Origin of the sequence: Caulobacter segnis (assembly GCF_019931575.1) — a bacterium.
Taxonomy (GTDB): domain Bacteria; phylum Pseudomonadota; class Alphaproteobacteria; order Caulobacterales; family Caulobacteraceae; genus Caulobacter; species Caulobacter segnis_C.
The window spans coordinates 4325211-4348525 of record NZ_CP082923.1; the positions used below are offsets into that span (position 1 = coordinate 4325211).

12 protein-coding genes are annotated in these 23315 nt (G+C 69.8%); 10 read left to right on the top strand and 2 right to left on the bottom strand.

What is annotated here, in order from left to right:
- Positions 1-79 precede the first annotated feature (79 nt).
- The 3 genes from K8940_RS19845 (at position 80) to K8940_RS19855 (ending at position 9739) form a co-directional block, all read left to right on the top strand.
- Positions 80-1708 carry a serine hydrolase gene (locus K8940_RS19845; RefSeq protein WP_223391776.1) on the top strand — a complete coding sequence of 543 codons (1629 nt, stop codon included), beginning with the start codon at positions 80-82 and terminating at the stop codon, positions 1706-1708.
- 157 nt (positions 1709-1865) lie between these two features.
- Positions 1866-7733, top strand: a complete 5868-nt coding sequence (locus K8940_RS19850; RefSeq protein ID WP_223391777.1) for a HAMP domain-containing protein — start codon at positions 1866-1868, stop codon at positions 7731-7733.
- 11 nt (positions 7734-7744) lie between these two features.
- Positions 7745-9739 carry a response regulator gene (locus K8940_RS19855; RefSeq protein ID WP_223391778.1) on the top strand — a complete coding sequence of 665 codons (1995 nt, stop codon included), beginning with the start codon at positions 7745-7747 and terminating at the stop codon, positions 9737-9739.
- A 4-nt stretch (positions 9740-9743) separates the two neighbouring features.
- On the opposite strand, the gene K8940_RS19860 is transcribed toward K8940_RS19855, so the two are convergent.
- Complete coding sequence (locus tag K8940_RS19860; RefSeq protein ID WP_223391779.1) at positions 9744-10754, bottom strand: NAD(P)H-binding protein; 1011 nt, start codon at positions 10752-10754, stop codon at positions 9744-9746.
- 104 nt (positions 10755-10858) lie between these two features.
- Between K8940_RS19860 and K8940_RS19865 the strand changes: the two genes are divergently transcribed.
- From K8940_RS19865 to K8940_RS19875, 3 genes are all read left to right on the top strand, one after another.
- Complete coding sequence (locus K8940_RS19865; RefSeq protein ID WP_223391780.1) at positions 10859-11809, top strand: LysR family transcriptional regulator; 951 nt, start codon at positions 10859-10861, stop codon at positions 11807-11809.
- A gap of 120 nt (positions 11810-11929) precedes the next feature.
- Positions 11930-15952 (top strand): ice nucleation protein, encoded by a 4023-nt coding sequence (locus K8940_RS19870; RefSeq protein ID WP_223391781.1) that lies wholly within the window; start codon positions 11930-11932, stop codon positions 15950-15952.
- 127 nt (positions 15953-16079) lie between these two features.
- Positions 16080-18542: a TonB-dependent receptor gene (locus K8940_RS19875; RefSeq protein ID WP_223391782.1), complete on the top strand. Its 2463-nt coding sequence runs from the start codon at positions 16080-16082 to the stop codon at positions 18540-18542.
- Positions 18543-18620: 78 nt separating this feature from the next.
- Here K8940_RS19875 and efp read toward each other — a convergent pair whose 3' ends face one another.
- A complete protein-coding gene (efp, locus tag K8940_RS19880) occupies positions 18621-19187 on the bottom strand; it encodes an elongation factor P (RefSeq protein WP_223391783.1) in 567 nt (188 codons plus the stop codon).
- 131 nt (positions 19188-19318) lie between these two features.
- On the opposite strand from efp, the gene epmA reads away from it, so the two are divergent.
- The 4 genes from epmA (at position 19319) to K8940_RS19900 (ending at position 23307) form a co-directional block, all read left to right on the top strand.
- Positions 19319-20362 carry an EF-P lysine aminoacylase EpmA gene (epmA, locus tag K8940_RS19885; protein ID WP_223391784.1) on the top strand — a complete coding sequence of 348 codons (1044 nt, stop codon included), beginning with the start codon at positions 19319-19321 and terminating at the stop codon, positions 20360-20362.
- Positions 20363-20448: 86 nt separating this feature from the next.
- Positions 20449-21150 carry a VIT family protein gene (locus K8940_RS19890; RefSeq protein ID WP_223391785.1) on the top strand — a complete coding sequence of 234 codons (702 nt, stop codon included), beginning with the start codon at positions 20449-20451 and terminating at the stop codon, positions 21148-21150.
- A 47-nt stretch (positions 21151-21197) separates the two neighbouring features.
- Complete coding sequence (locus K8940_RS19895) at positions 21198-22268, top strand: lysine-2,3-aminomutase-like protein (protein ID WP_223391786.1); 1071 nt, start codon at positions 21198-21200, stop codon at positions 22266-22268.
- Positions 22269-22428: 160 nt separating this feature from the next.
- A complete protein-coding gene (locus tag K8940_RS19900; protein WP_223391787.1) occupies positions 22429-23307 on the top strand; it encodes a 3-hydroxybutyryl-CoA dehydrogenase in 879 nt (292 codons plus the stop codon).
- Positions 23308-23315 lie beyond the last annotated feature (8 nt).

Genomic DNA, 23315 nt, shown 5'->3' on the forward strand with positions numbered 1-23315 from the left:
GATGAGCGGTTTATTTTGCTCTCTTGTCCCGCCCTTGAGCATCAGCTTAGCCTCGCGGCCTTTACCATGAGGACCGCCCATGCTCGCCACGACCCGCCGCTCCGCCCTCGTCTCGGCGCTCGCGACCACGGGCCTGGCGGCGTTCGGAAACAGGGCCCTTGCTCAAGGAAACGGGGCCCAGCAGACCGGCTCGGTCGCCGCGGCGGTTGACCAGTTCGCGCAAGAGGTGATGGCCGCCTTCCCCGACCAGCCGGGCCTGGGGATCACCGTGGTCGAGCGCGGCAAGGTCACCCTGGCCAAGGGCTATGGCGTCAAGACTCTGGGGACCCAGGACCGCTGCGACGAGAACACCGTCTTCGGCATCGCCTCGAACACCAAGGCCATGACCGCCGCCCTGATCGCCATGCTGGTCGAGGAGGGCAAGGTGGCCTGGGACGATCCGGTCACCAAGCACCTGCCCGACTTCCAGATGAGCGACCCGGTGGTCACCAGGCTGATGACCGTCCGCGACCTCCTGGTCCACCGCAGCGGTCTTACGCTGGGCGCGGGCGACCTGATGATCTGGCCGGCCCCGACCCACACCCGCGCCGACATCGTGGCGGGCCTGAGGTATCTGCCGATCGGCGGCCAGTTCCGGGGCGGCTACGCCTATGACAACGTCCTCTATGTCGCCGCCGGCGCGCTGATCGAGGCGGTGACCGGCCAGAGCTGGGAATCGATGATCAAGGCCCGGATCTTCGATCCCCTGGGCATGGCCAGCACCGTCTCCAGCCCCGCCCTGGTCGACAAGAGCCGCCGGGCCTCGCCGCACGCGCGCCTGGGCCCGCCGGTGCGCGGCCTGGGGCCCCAGACGGTGCTGCCGTTCGACAACAGCTTCGACGCCGCCGCCCCGGCCGGCGGGGTCAATTCCACGCCCAAGGACATCGCCCAGTGGATGCTGGTGCAGCTGGGCCTGGGCATGCTGCCCAACGCCAAGCGGCTGTGGACCGAGCCCTCGGCCCGCGAGATGTGGAAGCCGCAGACCATCACCACCTGGTCGGACGGGCCGATCGACGAGAACCCGGTCCGCCCCTCGCTGCAGGCCTATGCGTTGGGCTGGTTCGTCCAGGACCACCGCGGCGAGCGCTTCCTGTGGCACACCGGCGGCCTGGCGGGCTTCATCTCGTTCACCGGCCTGCTGCCGGGCCGCAAGTCGGGCATCATGATCATGACCAACGCCGAGGAGACCCCGGTGCTGCGGTCCTTGCGCTTCGGCGGGCCCGACCGGCTGCAGGGGCGCAGCGACTTCGACTGGATCGCCTCCAGCAAGCGGGTCCAGGCCGAGGCCGACGCCAACACGATCAAGGACGCGGCCCGCTCGGTCACGACCTCCAGCCCCGGCGGGGCCAAGCCCAGCCTGCCGCTCGCGGCCTATGCCGGCGTCTATCGCGATCCCTGGTACGGCACGGTGACCATCGGCCTCTCCGGTAAAGGCAGGACGCAGGGCCTGACCGTCTCGTTCGACAAGACCCCGGCCCTGAAGGGCAAGCTGCTGCCGTTCGACGGCGAGACGTTCAAGACCGTCTTCGACGACCGCACCCAGGAGGACGCCTTCTTCAGCTTCGACCTGGCGGGGGGCAAGGTCGTCTCGGCCCTGGTCAAGGCCGTCTCGCCCCTGGCCGACTTCAGCTACGACTACCAGGATCTGCGCCTCAAGAAGGTCGACTAGCCGACGCCCGGCGCCTGAATTGCAAAGCTTCGGAACTCGCCCTCAACAGCCGCGTTGTCGAAAGAGTTTGGGGGTGGGTTTGCTCTAAGCGCGCTGTTCGTCCGAACCGCGCGCTTTAGCCCCCGCTTTTGGTCATCGCACGTTGGGGGTGCAGGGCATGCAAGGCGTTTTGGAACGGTCCGCCAGTGGCCGTGAGCTCGACGGCCATCAACTTCTCGCGGCGCTGCGAGCGTTCCGGCGCGGGGACTTCTCGGTCCGCCTGCCCACCGACCTCTCGGGCCTGGACGGCGAGCTAGCCGAGGCCTTCAACGACGCCGTCGACCTGAACGACCGGATTTCCAAGGAATTCGAGCGCCTGCGCGACGTCGTGGGCCGCCAGGGCAAGATCACCCAGCGGGCCCAGCTGCCCGGCGCGGTCGGGGCCTGGGCCGACAGCGTCGACGCCGTCAACAGCCTGATCACCGACATGGTGCACCCGACCGCCGAAATGGCCCGGGTGATCGGCGCCGTGGCCAACGGCGACCTTTCCCAGACCATGGACCTGGAGAACGAGGACCGCCCCCTGCGCGGCGAGTTCCTGCGCATCGGCAAGGTCGTCAACACCATGGTGGGCCAGCTGGGCTCGTTCGCCTCGGAAGTGACCCGCGTGGCCCGCGAGGTAGGCACCGAGGGCAAGCTGGGCGGCCAGGCCCAGGTCAAGGGCGTCACCGGCGCCTGGAAGGACCTGACCGACAACGTCAACCTGATGGCCGCCAACTTGACCGGCCAGGTCCGCAACATCGCCGAGGTGACTACCGCCGTCGCCAACGGCGACCTTTCCAAGAAGATCACCGTCGACGTGAAGGGCGAGATCCTGGAGCTGAAGTCGACCATCAACGTCATGGTCGATCAGCTGAACAGCTTCGCCTCGGAAGTGACCCGCGTGGCGCGGGAAGTCGGTACGGAAGGCAAGCTGGGCGGCCAGGCCCAGGTGAAGGGCGTGACCGGCGCCTGGAAGGAACTGACCGACAACGTCAACCTGATGGCCGGCAACCTGACCGGCCAGGTGCGGAACATCGCCGAGGTGACCACCGCCGTGGCGCGCGGCGACCTCTCCAAGAAGATCACCGTCGACGTGCGCGGCGAGATCCTGGAGCTGAAGGACACCATCAACGTCATGGTGGACCAGCTGAACGGCTTCGCCTCGGAAGTGACCCGGGTGGCGCGCGAAGTCGGCACCGAGGGCAAGCTGGGCGGCCAGGCGCGCGTGGAAGGCGTGGCCGGCACCTGGAAGGACCTGACCGACAACGTCAACTTCATGGCCGCCAACCTGACCGGTCAGGTCCGCAACATCGCCGAGGTGACCACCGCCGTGGCCAATGGCGACCTGTCCAAGAAGATCACCGTCGACGTGAAGGGCGAGATCCTCGAACTGAAGTCGACCATCAACGTCATGGTCGATCAGCTGAACGCCTTCGCCAGCGAAGTGACCCGCGTGGCCCGCGAAGTGGGCACCGAAGGCAAGCTGGGCGGCCAGGCCAACGTCACCGGGGTGGGCGGCACCTGGAAGGAGCTGACCGACAACGTCAACCTGATGGCCGGCAACCTGACCGGCCAGGTGCGCAACATCGCCGAGGTCACCACCGCCGTGGCCATGGGCGACCTGTCCAAGAAGATCACCGTCGACGTGAAGGGCGAGATCCTGGAGCTGAAGAACACCATCAACACCATGGTGGACCAGCTGAACTCGTTCTCGTCGGAAGTGACCCGGGTGGCGAGGGAAGTCGGCACCGAGGGCAAGCTGGGCGGCCAGGCCCAGGTCAAGGGCGTCACCGGCGCCTGGAAGGACCTGACCGACAACGTCAACTTCATGGCCGCCAACCTGACCGGCCAGGTGCGGAACATCGCCGACGTCACCACCGCCGTCGCCAATGGCGACCTCAGCAAGAAGATCACCGTCGACGTGAAGGGCGAGATCCTCGAGCTGAAGTCGACCATCAACATCATGGTCGACCAGCTGAACGCCTTCGCCAGCGAAGTGACCCGGGTGGCCCGCGAAGTCGGCACCGAGGGCAAGCTGGGCGGCCAGGCCCAGGTGAAGGGCGTCGGCGGCACCTGGAAGGAGCTGACCGACAACGTCAACCTGATGGCCGGCAACCTGACCGGCCAGGTGCGCAACATCGCCGAGGTGACCACCGCCGTGGCCATGGGCGACCTGTCCAAGAAGATCACCGTCGACGTGAAGGGCGAGATCCTGGAGCTGAAGAACACCATCAACGTCATGGTGGACCAGCTGAACAGCTTCTCGTCGGAAGTGACCCGCGTGGCGCGGGAAGTCGGCACCGAGGGCAAGCTGGGCGGCCAGGCCCAGGTGAAGGGCGTGGCCGGGACCTGGAAGGACCTGACCGACAACGTCAACTTCATGGCCGCCAACCTGACCGGCCAGGTCCGCAACATCGCCGACGTGACGACCGCCGTGGCCAAGGGCGACCTGTCCAAGAAGATCACCGTCGACGTGAAGGGCGAGATCCTCGAACTCAAGTCGACCATCAACGTCATGGTCGATCAGCTGAACGGCTTCGCTTCGGAAGTGACCCGCGTGGCCCGCGAAGTCGGCACCGAGGGCAAGCTGGGCGGCCAGGCCCAGGTGCCCGGCGTGGCCGGCACCTGGAAGGACCTGACCGACAACGTCAACATGATGGCCGCCAACCTGACCGGCCAGGTGCGGAACATCGCCGACGTCGTGACCGCCGTGGCCCAGGGCAACCTGAAGCGCAAGCTGACCCTGGACGCCAAGGGCGAGATCGCCTCGCTGGCCGACACCATCAACGGCATGATCGAGACCCTGGCCACCTTCGCCGACCAGGTGACCAACGTGGCCCGCGAAGTGGGCTCGGAAGGCAAGCTGGGCGGCCAGGCGCGGGTGCCTGGCGCCGCCGGCCTGTGGCGCGACCTGACCGACAACGTCAACGAACTGGCCGCCAACCTGACCACCCAGGTCCGCGCCATCGCCGAGGTGTCCACCGCCGTGACCAAGGGCGACCTGACCCGGTCGATCACCGTGGAAGCGTCCGGCGAAGTCGCGGCGCTGAAGGACAACATCAACGAGATGATCCGGAACCTGAAGGATCAGACTCTGAAGAACACCGAGCAGGACTGGCTGAAGACCAACCTGGCCCGGTTCAGCCGCATGCTGCAGGGCGAGCGCGACCTGTCGACCGTGTCGAACCTCGTCCTGTCCGAGCTGGCTCCGCTGATCAACGCCCAGCACGGGGTGTTCTACGTCTCCGACGCCGACGAGGACGGCCAGCCGGTCCTGACCCTGGCGGCCAGCTACGCCGGCAATCGCCGCAAGCCGCCGGCGGCGCAGCTGCGCCTGCGCGAGGGCCTGATCGGCCAGTGCGCGGCCGAGAAGGAACGCATCCTGCTGACCAACGTCCCCAAGGACTATGTCAAGGTCAGCTCGGGCCTGGGCGAGAGCGCGCCTCGCAGCATCATCGTCCTGCCGGCCCTGTTCGAGGGCGAGCTGAAGGCGGTGATCGAACTGGCCAGCTTCGGCGAGTTCAACGAGACCCAGCGCGCCTTCCTGGACCAGCTGATGGAATCCATCGGCATCGTGCTCTCGACCATCGCCGCCAACATGCGGACCGAGGGCCTGCTGGAACAGTCGCAGCTGCTGACCGCCGAGCTGCAGGCCCAGCAGGAAGAGCTGAAGAAGACCAACGACCGCCTGGAACTGCAGGCCGCCAGCCTCCGCCAGTCCGAGGAGCTGCTACGCTCCAAGCAGGAGGAACTGCAGCAGACCAACGCCGAGCTGGAGGACAAGGCCGTCCTGCTCTCCGCCCAGAACAAGCAGGTGGAAGCCAAGAACGCCGAGGTCGAGCAGGCCAAGGCGGCGCTGGAGGAAAAGGCCGAGCAGCTGGCCCTGACCTCGAAGTACAAGTCCGAGTTCCTGGCCAATATGAGCCACGAGCTGCGCACGCCGCTGAACAGCCTGCTGATCCTCTCGAAGATGCTCAGCGAGAACGCCCAGGGCAACCTCAGCGACAAGCAGGTGGAGTTCTCCAAGAACATCCACTCGGCCGGCGCCGACCTGCTGGGCCTGATCAACGACATCCTGGACCTGTCGAAGATCGAAAGCGGCACGGTCACGCTCGACATCGGCCAGATGCCGTTCGGGGACCTGCGCGACCAGACCCGGCGGACCTTCGCCCAGCTGGCCCAGGACAAGAAGCTGGACTTCGCCATCGACATCGACCCGGCCCTGCCGCCGGCCATGTACACCGACGACAAGCGCCTGCAGCAGGTGATCAAGAACCTGCTCAGCAACGCCTTCAAGTTCACCCAGGCCGGTTCGGTGAAGCTGGCCGTCCGCCGCGCCGTGTCCGGCTGGGCGCTGGGCAACGACCACCTGAACAAGGCCGGCCAGGTGCTGGCCTTCGAGGTCGAGGACACTGGCATCGGCATCCCCGAGGACAAGCAGCGGATCATCTTCGAGGCCTTCCAGCAGGCCGACGGCACGACCAGCCGCAAGTACGGCGGCACGGGCCTGGGCCTGTCGATCAGCCGCGAGATCACCCGCCTGCTGGGCGGTGAGCTGAAGGTCGTCTCGACCCCCGGCGTCGGCTCAACCTTCACCCTCTACCTGCCGCTGAACTTCAGCCCGACCGCCCAGCAGCAGGCCCCGACGCCCTCGCCGCGCGTCCCCGCCGCGCCGTCCTCGACCTTCACCTTCTCGACGGCCGACGCGCCCTCGTACGAGCCGGTGGAGAGCGTGGTCGACGACCGCGACACCGTCAGGCCCGAGGATCCGACCGTGCTGATCGTCGAGGACGATCCGCGCTTCGCCTCGATCCTGCTGGCCCTGGCCCGCGACAACGGCTTCAAGGGCGTGGTCACGGCCGAGGGCTCCAGCGTCCCGTCCCTGGCCCGCCGCTTCGCGCCCGAGGCCATCCTGCTGGACGTTGGCCTGCCCGACATGGACGGCCTGGCCCTTCTGGACCTGCTCAAGCGCACCCCCGAGACCCGGCACATCCCGGTGCAGGTGATCTCGGCCGACGATCGCGGCGGCCTGTCGCTGTCGATGGGCGCCCTGGGCTTCACCAGCAAGCCGGTGGAGCAAGAGGCGGTGGTCTCCACCCTCGACCGCGTGCGCCGTCTGGCCGACCGTCCCGAGCGCACGCCGATCCTGGTCGGCGGCGACAAGACGACGGCCGAGCTGTTGAAGTCGGTGTTCGACGCGGTCCTCCGGATCGAGACCGCCCTCGACGCTTTGCCACCCGAGACCTTCGACGGCGAGCGGGGCTGCCTGGTTGTCCCCATCGGCGCCGAAGGCGGCGGCGGCGCGGTCGGCCCGACCTTGGACCTGCTGAAGGCGCGCGGCGCGGTCTCGGGCTCGACGGTGCTCTATGCGCCGGGCGAGCTGGACGCCGAGGACGAGCGCCGCCTGCGCCTGGCGGTGTTCACCGGCGCGGCCCGCCTGGCCCGCACGGCCGAGCAGCTGATCGACCACGTGGCCCTGATCCAGCACGCCCCGGTCGAGCGCCTGCCCGACACGGCCCGCGCCATGCTGACCAAGACCAAGCACGCCGACGCTGTTCTCACCGGCCGTACGGCCGTGGTCATCGACGACGACATCCGCAACATCTTCTCGCTGGCCAGCGCCCTGGAGGAATACGGCATCGAGCTGCGCTACGCCGAGAGCGGCCGCGCGGGGCTGGAGCTGCTGGACAGCCTGCCGTCGGTCGACATGGTCCTGGTCGACATCATGATGCCCGACATGGACGGCTACGAGACCATGCGCGAGATCCGCTCGCGCGCCCGGTTCTTCGACCTGCCCGTGGTGGCCGTCACCGCCAAGGCCATGAAGGGCGACCGCCAGAAGTGCATCCAGGCCGGGGCCTCGGACTACGTGTCCAAGCCCGTCGACCTGGACCAGCTGATCTCGGTCCTGCGCGTCTCGGTGCAGCGCGCCGACGCCCGCAAGCTGGTCGGCGGCAACGTCATCGGCCTCTCTGGCGTCAACCTGTCCAGCGTCGCCCAGTAGTGACGACGATCATGTCGACGCCCGCCGTCCAGTTTCCGCCAACGCCCGTCCCGGTCGACCGACCGCGGGCCAAGGTGCTGATCGTCGACGACGACGAGCGCAACGCCTTCGCCGCCACCCAGGCGCTGGAGGCGCTGGGCCAGGAGCTGGTCGTCGCCCGCTCGGGCCCCGAGGCGCTGCGCAAGCTGCTGACCGACGACTTCGCGGTCATCTTGCTGGACCTGCACATGCCCGGCATGGACGGCTACGAGACCGCCGCCCTGATCCGCGAACGGCGGCGCACCCGCGACGTGCCGATCGTCTTCCTGACGGCGGTGTTCCGCGACGAGGGCCACATCTTCAAGGCCTATTCGGCCGGCGCCGTCGACGTGGTGTTCAAGCCGGTGGACCCGTTCATCCTGCGCTCCAAGGTCCAGGTGCTGGTCGACCTGCACATCAAGCGGCTGGAGCTGGCCCGGGAGCTGGAGAGCCGCCAGCGCCTCCTGGAGGAACACGCCCGCGTCCAGGCCGAGAAGCTGGAGGCCGAGCGTTCGCTGCAGGCGTCCCTGCGCCGCCAGCAGGCCATCCAGCGGGCCCTGCCGATCGTGTTCTATTCGCGCATGGCCGACCCGCCCTACGCGGCCCTGTCGGTCAGCGACAGCATCAAGGGCCTGACCGGCTATGACTCCGCCGACTTCACCGACGATCCGGACTTCGGCTACGGCCATGTCCATCCCGACGACCAGCGGATCGTCCAGCGCGCCCAGGAGGAGGCCCGCCGCGCCGGGTCCTATACCTGCGAGTATCGCTGGCTGTGCGCCGACGGGACCTACAAGTCGCTGATCGACCAGGGCATCCTCGGCGAGGACCCCGACACCGGGGCGGCCGTGGTGTTCGGCACCCTGCTGGACAACACCGAGCGCCGCGCCCTGGAAGAGGCCCTGGGCCACGCCCGCAAGATGGAGACGGTGGGCCAGCTGACCGGCGGCGTCGCCCACGACTTCAACAACCTGCTGACCGTGATCCTGGGCAATGTCGACCTGATCCAGCGGCGCTGCGGCGAGGGTTTTCCCCTCGCCCGTCAGGTCAAGGCCATCCGCCAGGCCACCGAGCGCGGCGCGGCCCTGACCCGCCAGTTGCTGGCCTTCTCGCGCCGCCAGCGTCTGGACCCGGCCGCCGTCGACCTGAACGAGCTGGTCCGCGACTTCACGCCGCTGATCCGCCAGGCGGTCGGCGACGCGGTGTCGGTGTCGCTGGAGCCCGCCGACGCCCCGGCCTTCGTCCACGTCGACCCGGCCCAGATGGAAAGCGCCCTGCTGAACCTGGCGGTCAACGCCCGCGACGCCATGGACGGCGCGGGCGGCGTCACCATCGCCATCCGCAGCGCGCCGGGCGGGGTCCACCGCCTGATCGTCCGCGACACGGGCCCGGGCATGGCGCCCGACGTCGCCTCGCGGATCTTCGAGCCGTTCTTCACCACCAAGGACGTCGGCAAGGGCTCGGGCCTGGGCCTGTCGCAGGTCTATGGCTTCGTGCAGCAGTCCGGCGGCGAGGTCACGGTGGTCACCGCCCTGGGCGAGGGCGCGGCCTTCGAGATCACCCTGCCGGCCATCGAGGCGCCGACCACGACCCAGGCCTCCCCCAGCGCGCCGTCCGAGGAGGCCACCGGTTCGGAGCACATCCTGGTGGTCGAGGACGACCCGTCGGTCCTGGCCCTGGCCGTCGACACCCTGGAGTCGCTGGGCTACCGCGTCACCACCGCCCGCAACGCCGCCAGCGCCCTGCGCCGGCTGAAGGGGTCGCAGGCCTTCGAGATGCTGTTCTCGGACGTGGTCATGCCCGGCGGCGTCAGCGGCCTGGACCTGGCCCGGCGGGCGCGCGGGGCCAATCCGGGCCTGAAGGTCCTGCTGACCTCGGGCTTCATCGGCGAGGAGGCCATCGACTGGGCCGACGAGTACCCCATGCTCGACAAGCCCTACGACTCCCCCTCGCTGGCCGCCAAGGTCCGCTCGGTGCTGGACGCCTGAGGGATCAGGCCGCCCGGGACAGGCGCGGCGCGGTGTCGGCCACCGGCACGTCCAAGCCCGCCATCGTCGCCCGGACCGCGACGTCCAGCGGCGTGCGCGGCTCCTCGCCCAGGAAGGCGACCAGGCGGCGGTTCTCCAGGCGCACGGGATGGCGCCAGAACGGGCGCATCTCGGCCAACTCGCGCATGGTCTCGTTGAACAGCCCGGCGACCGGCAGCAGCCCCCAGGGCAGGCGGCGGACGTCGGGACGCGTCAGGCCGGCGGCGCGGGCGATGGCGCGGACCATGGCGGTCCCGTCGGCGTCCCAGAGCCCCTCGAAATGGAAGCGGGCGAAGGCCGGCAGCTCGGCCTCGCGGTCGGCCAGGCGGGCGAAGGTCTCGCCGACGTCGGGCAGGTAGGCCCAGGCATGGCCGATGGCTTTGTCGCCCGGATAGAGGATGGTCTTCACCGGCTGGCCCGGCTTGACCAGGCCCGAGGCGAACCAGCTGTTGGCCGTCGAGCGCGGCCCGAAATAGTCGCCCGCCCGCAGGATCAGCGAACGGACGCCGCCAGCCTTGCCTTCAGACGCGGCGGCCTCGAGCCGGACCTCCATCTCCACGCGGATCTCGCCCTTGCGCGTGAAGGCGCGCTGCGGCGTGGCCTCGTCGATCGCCGGCTGGGCGGCGGGGTCGTAGTTGTAGATCGTGCCCGGCAGCAGGATCCGCGCCCCGCTGACCCGGGCGGCGGCGATCGTGTTCTCCAGCATCGGCAGGACCTGCTGCTTCCAGCCGCGATAGCCGGGCGGGTTCACCGCGTGGACGATAATGGCCGCGCCCTCGGCGGCGGCGACCACGGCCGCGCGGTCCAGGGCGTCGCCCGCCTGGTACGAGACGCCGGCCAGGCGCTCGGCCCTGCCCGGGTCGCGCACCAGGGCGCGGACATTCCAGCCCCGGCGGACCAGGGCGGCGGCGGTCTCTCCGCCCACGCCGCCGTTGGCGCCGAGGACGAGGGCGATGCGAGGTTCGGAGAAGGTCATCGGGGGCTCCTTGCCCGCTTGGGGGCTGTTCGACGCCCCAAAGATGCGCCGCGCTCGCCTCGACAGAAATTGTCGAGAACGATCGATCGGACTATCAAAAATATATGAGCCTCGATCCGCCCTCCCCCGCCGTGACGCCCGGGGCCACACCCGTCGCCACCCCTGTTGACTGGGAACGCCAGCGCGCCTTCCTGGCCGTGGTCGACACCGGCAGCCTGTCGGCCGCCGCCCGCCAGCTGGGCGCGGCCCAGCCCACGGTGCGCCGGCGGATCGAGGACCTGGAGACCCAGCTGGGCGTCGCCCTCTTCACCCGCTCGCCCTCGGGCCTGACCCCGACGCCGCTGGGCCGGGAACTGGCCCAGCACGCCCGGGCCATGGCCATGGCGGCGGCCTCCCTGGCCCGCGCCGCCTCGGCCGAGGCCCACGCCGCCTCGGGCGCGGTGCGCATCACGGCCAGCGAGGTGGTCGGCATGGAAGTGCTGCCGCCGATCCTGGCCGCCCTGCGCGAGGCCCATCCGGGCCTGGTCTTCGAGCTGGCCCTGACCAACCGCAGCGAGGACCTGCTGCGCCGCGAGGCCGACATCGCCGTGCGCATGGTCCGCCCAATCCAGGAGGCGCTGGTCGCCAAGCGGGTGGGAAACATCAGACTGGGCATGCACGCCCACAAGCGCCTGCTGGACGCCTGGGGCCGCCCCGCCACGCTGGAGGAAGCCCGCCGGTTGCCGCTGATCGGCTACGAGAGCGAGACCATCGGGGTGCGGGCGGTCAAGGCCATGGGCCTGGACCTGCGCGTCGAGGAGTTCGCCTTCCGCACCGACAACGACCTGGCCCAGCTGGCGGCGATCCGGGCGGGCCTGGGCCTGGGGATCTGCCAGGTCGGCCTGGCCGTCCGCGACCCGATGCTGGAGCGGGTGCTGCCCGAGGTCTTCAGCTTCGACCTGGAGACCTTCGTGGTCACCCACGAGGACCTCAAGGACGTCCGCCGCGTGCGCCTGGTGTTCGACGCCCTGGTCGCCGGCTTGACCGCCTATGCCAGGTCGGGAAATACAGTTTGAACTAAACGCCCTTCCACCTAGAGTGGAGGTTAACGATTCGCCGTCCGGGAATGTTGGCGGTTTTTCGGCCGAGCCTCCTCGAAGGGGATCGCGCGGCCCGAGTACGGTGGAAGTCCCGCGATGGTCGCCATCAGTTCCGACGCCTCGGTCCTGTCCAGCCTGACTCCGGCCAAGATCGCGTCCCTGACCGGCGCAGCCCTGGCCGAGGCGCCGCCCTCCGAGTTCGCCAAGCTGACCAAGGCCCAGGTGGCCGCCATCTCGGTCACGGCGATCAGCGGCATGACCGCCGAGCAGTTCGCCGCCTTCTCGCCGGCCCAGGTCACGGCCCTGACCACCGCCCAGCTGCCGCGCCTGTCGGCCACCGTCGCCTTCAGCGCCAACCAGCTGGTGGTGCTGAACCAGGCCCAGATGCAGTCGCTGTCGCGCACGACGGTCGCGGGCTTAAGCACCCAGGTCCTGGACGTGCTGGCCACCACCCAGATGGCGGCCATGACCGCGACGGCGGTCTCGGCCCTGTCGCAGGACCAGGTGCGCAGCCTGTCGCTGGCCCAGGTCCGGGCGATGAGCGCCGCCCAGCTGCGCGGCCTGTCGGCCACCGACATCGGCGAGTTCAGCCGCGACCAGATCAACGCCCTCACCCCCACCCAGGTGTCGGTGTTGGGGTCCAGCCAGGTCGCCCTGCTGTCGGCCGACCAGGTCGGCGCGCTCTCGGCGACCCAGTTCGCCAGCCTGTCGGTCGCGGCCCTGCGCGGCCTGTCCGCCAGCGCCGTCGCCCTGACCACGCCCGACCAGTGGAGCCGCGCCACCACCCTGCAGCTGTCGGCCCTGAACGCCGACCAGCTGAAGGCCATGGTTCCGAACCGCCTGGCGGCGCTGACCGCGACCCAGGTCAAGGCCTTCTCGGCCGTCGAGCTGGGCAAGGCCGGGGCGACCGTGCTGGACGCCCTGACCCCGGCCCAGCTGGCCGGCCTGTCCGGCGCCCACACCGCCGCCCTGTCGGTGACGACGATCACCAGCCTGTCCGCGAGCCAGTTGGCCGCCCTGGACCCGCTGGCCGTCGGCGGTCTGTCGGCGACGGGCTTCGCGGCGCTGGACGCGACCCAGGTCGGGGCGCTCAACGCCAGCCAGATCGCGCGCCTGCGCACCGACCAGCTGAAGGCCCTGGACGGCGAGGACTTCAACGAGTTCACCCGCGCCCAGCTGAAGGCCTTCACCGCCGCCCAGATCCGCGAGATGCCGGCCGAGCGCCTGGCCGAGCTGCCGGACGCGGCGTTCGGCGCGTTCACGCCCACCCAGATCAAGGCCCTGACGCCGCTGCAGCTGAAGGCCCTGTCGGTCGGCGACGTCGGCGCGATGACGCCCGAGCAGGTCGGCGCTCTCAGCCCCGGCCAGGTCAGCGCCCTCTCGGGGACCCAGCTGACGGCCCTGCGGAGCGTCACCGCCCTGACCCCGGCCCAGTTCCAGGGGATCACGGCCGCCCAGCTGAAGGTCTTCTCGCCCAGCGACATCGCGCGGCTCAGCACCACCGAGCTGGGGGCCCTGAGCGCCGTCCAGATCGCCGGCCTGACGCCCGAGGTGCTGTCGGCCCTGGACGCCACCCAGACCGCGCGCCTGTCGGCCGTCCAGATGAAGGGCCTGACCACCACCCAGCTCAAGGGCCTGACGGACACCGACGTCGACCAGCTGAGCCCCACCCAGATCGGCGCGCTGGACGGGACCCAGGTCAGCGTCCTGGTCGACCATCTGTCGGCGACGGCGGTCGGCAATCTGAACGTGGCCCAGATCAACAAGCTGTCGGCGACGGCCCTGGCCGGCCTGACCGACGCCCAGGTGGCGGCGCTGAGCGCGACCCAGCTGCGCGCCCTGTCGAACGACCAGATCGGCAAGGCCCCGTCCGACCTGATCGAGGCCCTCAGCCCGACCCAGATCGGCGCCCTGACCGCCGGCCAGATCGGCGCGCTGTCGGTGACCAACCTGGCCGCCCTCAAGGTGGATGGCCTGCAGCGGCTGGACACCGCCCAGATCCGCGGCCTGACCCCCACCCAGCTCCGCAGCCTGGAGCCCGCCACCTTCGCCGTGCTCAACGCCACCCAGGTCGCCGCCCTGACCACCGCCCAGGTGGGCGCGCTGTCGGCGACCCTGGTCGGCGAGCTGACCGCCACCCAATGGGCGGGGCTGAGCGCGAGCCAGGTGCAGGGCCTCTCGACCACCCAGCTCTCGACGCTGGACGCCGCCGACCTGGGGGCCCTGACCAGCGGCCAGTGGACCGCCCTGCGCGCCACCCAGGTGGCGGGCCTGTCGGCCACCGCCGTCGCCGGCCTGGACACCGGCCGCCTGGCCCTGCTGACCCCGACCCAGATCGGCGGCCTGTCGTCCACCGCCTTCTCGGCCCTAGACGCCGCCCATATCGCGGCCCTGTCCACCGCCCAGATCGGCGCCCTCACCGCCACCCAGCTGCGCGGCCTGACGCCCGAGGACATGGCCGAACTCAGCGCCACCCAGGTCGGAGCCATCGCGCCCGCCCAGCTGGCCGCCCTGCCCGCCACCGACGTCGCGGCGCTGAGCGCGACCCAGCTGGCCGCCCTGACCACCGCCCAGCTCAAGACCATGGCGCCGTCGCAGATCTCGGCCCTGCGCCCATCGCAGGCGCCCGGCCTATCCTCGACCCAGCTGGCGGCCCTGACCTCGGTGCAGCTGGGCGCGCTGTCGACCGATGTCCTGCCGGCCCTGGACGTCACCCAGGTCGCGGCCCTGGCCTCCACCCAGCTGGCCGGCCTGTCGGCGACCCAGGCCGGCAGCCTGACCGGCCAGCAGCTGGCGGCCCTGGCCACGACCCAGGTCGGCAGCCTGTCCAGCAGCTTCCTGTCGGCCCTGTCGGCGACCGCCTTCGCCGCGTTCAGCGCCACCCAGGTCGCGCGCCTGTCGACCACCCAGGTCCAGAGCCTGACCACCACCCAGGTCGGGTCGCTCTCGACCACGGACTTCGGCGAGCTGACCACCACCCAGGTCGCCGCCCTCACCGCCGCCCAGATCGGAGCGCTGTCGGGAACCAACCTCGGCAGCCTGTCGACCACGACCATCGCCGGCCTGTCGGCGGCCCAGTTCGCGGGCCTCACCACGACCCAGATGGCCGGCCTGCCCGACAGCGCGTTCAAAGGGCGCCTGGGACAGCTGACCGCCACCCAGTTCGGCGGCCTGTCGACCAGCCTGATCGCAGGCCTGTCCAACACCGAGCTGGCCAGCCTCGGCGCCGCCCAGATCGGGGCCCTGACGCCGACGGCCTTCGCGGCCCTGGGAACCTCGCGCCTGCCCAGCCTGGCGACGACCCAGGTCGCGGGCCTCTCCACCACGATCGTGGCCAGCCTGGACGCCGCCGCCTTCGGCGCGCTGTCGGAAAGCCAGGTGGCGGCCCTCTCGGCCAGCCAGATGGGCGCGGTGCGCGGCGAGATCCTCTCGGCCCTGGACGCCGCCCAGTTCGCCCGCCTGACCGCCACCCAGGTGCGCGGCCTGACCGCCACCCAGATCGAGCGGTTCAGCACCGCCGACATCGGCGAGTTCACCACCACCCAGATCGGGGCCCTGGGCGCGGCGCAGCTGGAGGGCTTCTCAGCCGCCGACATCTCAGCCCTGAACGTGACCCAGGTGGCGGCCATGACGGTCGGCCAGATCGCCGCCCTGTCGCCGGTCCAGGTGCGCGGCCTGTCGGCGACCGACATCGGCGAGTTCAACAAGACCCAGGTCGCCGCCCTGACCACCGGCCAGATCGGGGCGTTGTCGCTGACCGCGCTGACCGGCTTGAACGCGGAGCAGTTCGGCGGCCTGACCGCGACCCAGGTGCGCGGCTTCACGGCCGAGCAGCTGACCGCCTTCGGGGCCGAGGGCCTGGCCCGGCTGTCGGGCGCCCAGCTGGGGGCCCTGACCACCACCCAGGTCGGCCAGCTGCCCAAGGTGGCGATCCAGAGCCTGACCTCGAGCCAGATCGGCCAGATCATGCCCAGCCAGATCGCCGGCTTCACCGGCGAGCAGATCGCGGCCTTCGCGCCGTCCCAGCTGAGCCAACTGTCGCGCGCCCAGGTCAACAAGCTGACCGCCGCCCAGCTGGACGCCATGGACCGCGCCCAGCTGGAAGCGATCGGGCTGTAGCCGCCCCCTTTTGGCGCCCTGTGGCGCCCGCGCCACCGTCACGTGAGCGTCGTCAATCTGTCGTGGAGCCGTTCCACGGCGCCCCTATCCCCGGCCCACCGCAATCGCGATGGGGGATATGGGAATCATGCTGTCCAACAAGACGTTCAAGCGCCAGGCGCAACTGGTGTGCGGCGCGGCCTTCGCGGCGCTTCTGGCCACGGGTGCTCACGCCGCCGAGGTCGCCGCCGCGCCCGCCGCCGACGCCGACTCGACCAGCGTCGAGCAGGTGATCATCACCAGCCAGCGCGAGACGCGCTCGGCGGTGGCCATGGAAGCCCAGCAGATCCAGCGCGTCCTGCCCGGCGCCAGCCCGCTGAAGGCCATCCAGTTCCTGCCCGGCGTCGTCTATCGGACCGCCGATCCGTGGGGCGCCAACGAGCAGAACGTGTCGCTGTTCGTCCACGGTTTCTCGACCCAGCAGCTGGGCTTCACCCTGGACGGCGTGCCGCTGGGCGACCAGCAGTACGGCAACTACAACGGCCTGTCGGTCTCGCGCGCCGTCACCAGCGAGAACGTCGCGCGGGTGACCCTGTCGTCGGGCGCCGGCTCGCTGGGCGTGGCCTCGACCAGCAACCTGGGCGGCGCCATCGAGACCTTCAGCCGCGACCCGTCTGCCGAGCGCGGCTTCAACCTGCGCCAGACCCTGGGCAGCCACTCGGCCAGCCGCACCTTCGTGCGCTTCGACACCGGCGAGATGGCCAGCGGCTTCAAGGGCTACATCTCGTATCTGCGCCAGGACGCCAAGGCCTGGGACTTCGACGGCCACCAGCGCGGCCACCAGGTGAACCTGAAGCTGGTCCGCGAGGGCGAGAAGGGCGTGCTGACCGTCTACGCCGACTGGCAGATGAAGGTGGAGCCGAACGAGGACGCCACCGCCATGGGCAACCAGCAGACCGCCGCGGCGGCCGGCTTCACGCCGTATAGCCGCCCGTTCCTGTATCCGAACCTGGCGGCCTGCACGAGCAACCTGACCGGCGGCCCGGGCACGCCGCCGCCGGCCCAGGGCAACAACTTCTCCAACTGCTTCAGCGCCGCCCAGCGCGAGGACATCCTGGCCTACGTCAAGTACGCCTGGACGCCGGTCGAGGGCTTCACCTGGACCAACCAGGCCTACTACCACTACAATTTCGGGCGCGGGATCGTGGCCGGTCCGGTCAACACCGCCGGCCTGCCGGCGCTGTTCGCCACCTACTATCCCGGCCTCGTGGTCGGCACGCCCACCAGCGCCGCCACCCTGACCAACATCGTCAACCTGATGGGCGGCAGCGGCAACGCGGTGCGCACCACCGAGTACCGCATCAACCGTCCGGGCGTGATCTCGACGGCCGAGTGGACCCTGGGCGACCACCAGATCAAGGGCGGCGTCTGGTTCGAGCACAACGAACCGGCCCAGCACCGCGTCTGGTATCCGATGACCAAGGAGAACAACGACCTGTCGCCGTACGACGTGCCGCGCGGCAAGAAGGCCCTGACCCAATACGCGGCCGAGTTCTTCACCAACGACATCCAGCTGCACCTGCAGGACCAGTGGCGGGTGACGCCCAAGCTGCTGCTGCAGGCCGGCTTCAAGTCCAGCCTGCAGGACGCCACCGGCAAGTTCCCGATCAACCAGCAGAACCTGCCGACCGTGGCCGTGCCGGTCCACTATCCGACCGGTTCGATCAAGTCGAACAAGTGGTTCCTGCCCCAGGCCGGCCTGCTGTGGGACGCCACCGAGACCGAGCAGGTCTTCGTCAACGTCCAGCAGAACATGCGCCAGTTCATCCCGTACGGCGCGGGCAGCGGCTTCTACGGCTTCTCGGCCTGGAGCCTGGGCACCCAGGCGGCCTTCGACCTGTTCAAGCAGACGGTGAAGCCGGAGACCTCGTGGACCTATGAAGCCGGCCTGCGCACCCGCCACGACGTGGCCTGGGGCCCGATCACCGGCGTCGAGGGCCAGGTCAACGCCTACACTGTGAAGTTCAGCAACCGCCTGCTGAACATCGCGCCCTACAACTTCATCAACCCGGCGCCGGCCATCCTGGCCAATGTCGGCGACGTCACCACCAAGGGCGTCGACGTGGCCGGCACGCTGAAGTTCGGCGAGCATTTCCAGCTCTACAACGCCCTGTCGTACAACGAGTCCAAGTACGACCAGGACTACCAGTCGGGCACGACGATCGTCGGCGGCGTCTCGACCCCGGTCACGGTCGCCACCGGCGGCAAGTACGTGCCCCTGATGCCCAAGTGGCTGAACAAGACCATCGCCCGCGTGAACTACGGCCGGTTCGACGCCCAGGTCAGCGGCGACTATGTCGGCAAGCGCTTCGTCACCTACCTCAACGACCTGTCGGTCAAGTCGATGATGCTGGTCGACCTGCAGGCCGGCTACACGTTCGACATGGGGGACAAGGGCTTCGTGAAGGGCCTGCGCCTGACCGGCAACGTCACCAACCTCTTCGACAAGAAGGGCGTCTCGACGGCCGGCGTGACCAGCAACTCGGGCGGCTACACGGCCTTCCCGCAGGCGCCCCGCATGGGCTTCGTGACGCTGTCGGCGGACTTCTAGTCCACCGGCCAAGGCCGAAAGCAAAAAGGCCCGGCGGTCTCCCGCCGGGCCTTTCCTAATTCCGAGTCCGAAAGACGCTTAGTCCTTGGCGCGTTCCTGGTAGCTGTTGTCTTCCGTCAGGATGATCACGCGGGTGCCCACGGTGATGTACGGCGGGACGGTGGTCTTAACGCCGTTGCTGAGCACGGCCGGCTTGTACGACGAGCTGGCGGTCTGGCCCTTCACCGACGGTTCGGTGTCGACGATCTCGAGAACCACGGTGCGCGGCAGTTCGATGGCGATCGGCACGTCGTTGTGGGTCGACAGCTGGACCGTCATGTTCTCCTGCAGGTAGGGCGCGGCGTCGCCGATCACGTCCTCGGTCGCCACGAGCTGGTCGTAGGTCTCCGGGTTCATGAAGTGGAAGCCCTCGCCGTCCTGGTACAGGAAGGTGTGGTTGCGCTGGTCGACGAAGGCGCGCTCGACCTGCTCGGTGGTGCGGTAGCGCTCCGAAACCTTCACCCCGTCCGAGATGCGGCGCATGTTCAGCTGGGTCACCGGCGTGCCCTTGCCGGGGTGGATGTTGTCGACCGTCAGGACGACGTAGAGCTTGCCGTCCATGTCGACGACGGCGCCTTTGCGGAGCGAGCTGGCTGCGACCTTCACGTACTTATCGTCCTTGGGTGGAATGCGCGCGCGAGTGCGCTGGCGCGTTCGTGCTATTGATCCGTGAGCGCCCTCCTATAGCGAATGGGCCGAAATCTCCAGCCTCTTCGGTTGTTAGCCCGGTAGCCGCCTTGTCCGAACTCTCGTCCACCTGGTGGCGCGCCGACGTCCATCACGACCGCCGCCCGTTCCTGCTGGCCCGCAACCGGATCACCAAGGCCTTCCGCGCCTGGTTCGAGGCCGAGGGTTTCGAGGAGGTCGAAGCGGCGGCGCTGCAGGTCTCGCCCGGCAACGAGGCGCACCTGCACGCCTTCGCCACCCAGGCGCTGACCCTCTCGGGCGAAGCCAGCCCGCTCTATCTGCACACCTCGCCGGAGTTCGCCTGCAAGAAGCTGCTGGCGGCCGGCGAGGAGAAAATCTTCAGCCTGGGCAAGGTGTGGCGCAACCGCGAGCGCGGGCCGCTGCACCATCCCGAGTTCACCATGCTGGAGTGGTACCGGACCGGCGCCCCCTACCAGGCCCTGATGGACGATTGCGCGACCTTGCTGGCCCTGGCGGCCGAGACGGCGGGAACGACGCGCTTCGATTTCCGGGGCACGGCTTGCGACCCCTTCGCCGCGCCCGAGCGGCTGTCGGTGGCCGAGGCGTTCCAGCGCCACGCCGGCGTCGACCTCTTGGCCAGCGTCGCGGCGGACGGGTCGACGGACCGAGACGCCCTGGCCGCCGCCGCCCGCGACGCCGGGATCCGGGTGGCCGACGACGACGGCTGGGCCGACGTCTTCAGCCGCATCATCGTCGAGAAGGTCGAGCCGCGCCTGGGCGAAGGCCGCGCCACGATCCTCTGCGAATACCCGATCTCGGAAGCCGCCCTGGCCCGCCCCAAGGACGCCGACCCGCGCGTGGCCGAGCGCTTCGAGCTCTATGCCTGCGGCGTCGAACTGGCCAACGCCTTCGGCGAACTGACCGACCCGGCCGAGCAGCGCCGCCGCTTCCTGATCGAGATGGACGAGAAGGCGCGGATCTACGGCGAGCGCTACCCGATCGACGAGGACTTCCTGGCCGCCCTGGCGTCCATGCCGGAAGCCTCCGGCTCGGCCCTGGGCTTCGACCGGCTGGTGCTGCTGGCGACCGGCGCGCGGCGGATCGAAGACGTGGTCTGGACGCCGGTCGCCTAACTCCGCAAGCTCCAGGCCTTGCGGTCGATCAACGCGTGGCGGACCGTATGGCGTCACGAAGGACGGGTTCAGGTCTGGGGGTTCGCATGACGCGATTAAAGGTCCATGTCGAACGGCACGCGGTCTCGCGGATCGGATGGCTGCGCGCGGCGGTGCTGGGCGCGAACGACGGCATCGTCTCCACGGCGGCCCTGATCGTCGGCGTGGCGGCCGCCGACACGACGCGCGGCGCGATCATCCTGACGGCGGGCGCGGCCCTGGTGGCCGGCGCCATGTCGATGGCCGCCGGCGAGTACGTCTCGGTCAGCTCCCAGGCCGATAGCGAAGCCGCCGACCTCGCCCGCGAGCGCGAGGAGCTGACCAGCCAGCCCGAGGCGGAGCTGGAGGAGATGACGGCGATCTATGTCGCGCGCGGCCTGACCCCGGAGCTGGCCCGCCAGGTGGCCGCCCAACTGAACGCCGGGGACGCCCTGGCCGCCCACGCCCGCGACGAGCTGGGCATTTCCGAGCACCTGGCGGCCCGTCCGATCCAGGCCGCCCTGACCTCGGCGGCCACCTTCGCCGTGGGGGCCGCCCTGCCGCTGGCGGTGACCGTCTTCGCGCCGCTCGGGACGATGATCCCGGCGATCAGCGTCGCCACCTTGCTGTTCCTGGCCGTGCTGGGCTGGCTGGGGGCCTGGGCCGGCGGCGCGCCGCCGCTGCGCTCGACGATCCGCGTGACGTTCTGGGGCGCGCTGGCCCTGGCCGCCACGGCCCTGATCGGCAAGGCGTTCGGCGCGGTCGTCTAGGGCGGGATTTGCCTCCGGGGCTGAAATCCCTCATATCCCCGCCCCTCATGACCGCCCCCCAAGAAAGCCAGGACAAGACCCTTCGCGACGCCCGAACGCTTCGCGATATCAAGGCCCTGGCCGAGGCCGGGCTGGTTCCGCCCGAGCGCCTGCCGGCGCTGGAGGCGGTGGCGGCGCGCTACGCGGTGGCGATCACCCCGGCGATGGCCGAACTGATCGATCCCACGAACGACGATGACCCGATCGCACGGCAGTTCGTCCCCTCTTCCGAGGAGCTGGTCGCCAGCCCCGGCGAGGACGGCGACCCGATCGGCGACAACGTCCACAGCCCGGTCGAGGGGATCGTCCACCGCTATCCCGACCGGGTTCTGCTGAAGCCCACCCACACCTGCGCGGTCTATTGCCGGTTCTGCTTCCGGCGCGAGATGGTCGGGCCCGAGGGGCTGTCGAACCTGACCCCGGCCCAGCTGGACGCGGCCTTCGCCTACATCGCCGGCCGGCCGGAGATCTGGGAGGTCATCGTCACCGGCGGCGACCCCTTCGTGCTGTCGCCCCGCCGCCTGGCCGAGCTGATGGACCGGCTGGAGGCGATCGATCACGTGAAGATCGTCCGCTTCCACACCCGCGTCCCCGCGGTCGATCCCGAGGCCGTGACGCCCGCGCTGATCGCGGCGCTGAAGCGCGGAACCAAGACCGTCTATGTCGCCCTGCACGCCAACCACGCCCGCGAGCTGACGCCGGCCGCCCGCGCCGCCTGCGCCCGGATCGTCGACGCCGGCATCCCGATGGTCAGCCAGACCGTCCTGCTGCGCGGGGTCAATGACGACCCGGCCGTGCTGACCGACCTGATGCGGGCCTTCGTCGAGACACGGGTGCGGCCCTATTACCTGCACCATGGCGACCACGCCCCGGGCACGAGCCACCTGCGCACCACCCTGGCCGAGGGCCAGGCGATCATGAAGGCCCTGCGCGGGACGCTGTCGGGGCTGGCCCAGCCGACCTACGTGCTCGACATCCCGGGCGGCCACGGCAAGGTCCCGGTCGGTCCGAACTACGTGGCCGAGGGGTCGGTCGAGGATCCGAACGGCGCGACCCGTCCCTACCCGCCCCAAGCCTGAGTTCAGGCCTGACCCCAGCGGGGCAAGGCGTTGCGGCCAGGCTCGCGTTGCAACGCAGCAAAGCCTTGGCGGCGCCACGGTTTCTCGTGCTAGAAAAGCGGTCATATCAGACGGCCTGGGCGGGAAGCCTGGCGCGCATTCAAGCGAAGGCTTGGCTTTTATGAGTGAAATCAAATCGGTCGGCGTGATCGGCGCCGGCCAGATGGGGTCGGGCATCGCGCATGTCGTCGCCCTGGGCGGCTATGACGTACGTCTCCACGACATTTCGCGCGAGCGGATCGACGCGGGCCTCGCCCTGATCGAGAAGAACATGGCCCGGCAAGTCGGCCGCGGCATCATCGACGACGACGCCATGAAGGCGGCCCTGGCCCGCATCCAGCCGGCCGAGGGCCTGGAGGCCATCGGGGCCACCGACCTGGCCATCGAGGCGGCCACCGAGAACGAGGAGATCAAGAAGTCGATCTTCCGCAGCCTGCAGCCGCACCTCAAGCCCGACACGCTGCTGGCCTCGAACACCTCGTCGATCTCGATCACGCGCCTGGCCTCGTCCACGGACCGTCCCGAGCGCTTCATCGGCCTGCACTTCATGAACCCGGTGCCGCTGATGAAGCTGGTGGAGATCATCCGCGGCATCGCCACGGACGTCCCCACCTACGAGCGCGCCGTCGCCTTCGCCCAGTCGCTGGGCAAGATCACCAGCAACGCCGAGGACTTCCCCGCCTTCATCGTCAACCGCGTGCTGGTGCCGATGATCAACGAGGCGATCTACACCCTGTACGAGGGGGTCGGCACCGTCGACGCCATCGACACGGCCATGAAGCTGGGCGCCAACCATCCGATGGGCCCGCTGGAGCTGGGCGACTTCATCGGCCTGGACACCGTGCTGAGCATCATGAACGTGCTGTACGAGGGCCTGGCCGACAGCAAGTACCGCCCCTGCCCGCTGCTGGTGAAATATGTCGAAGCCGGGTGGCTTGGCAAAAAGACCGGTCGCGGCTTCTATGACTACCGGGGCGAGACGCCGGTTCCCACGCGCTAGACGAGTGC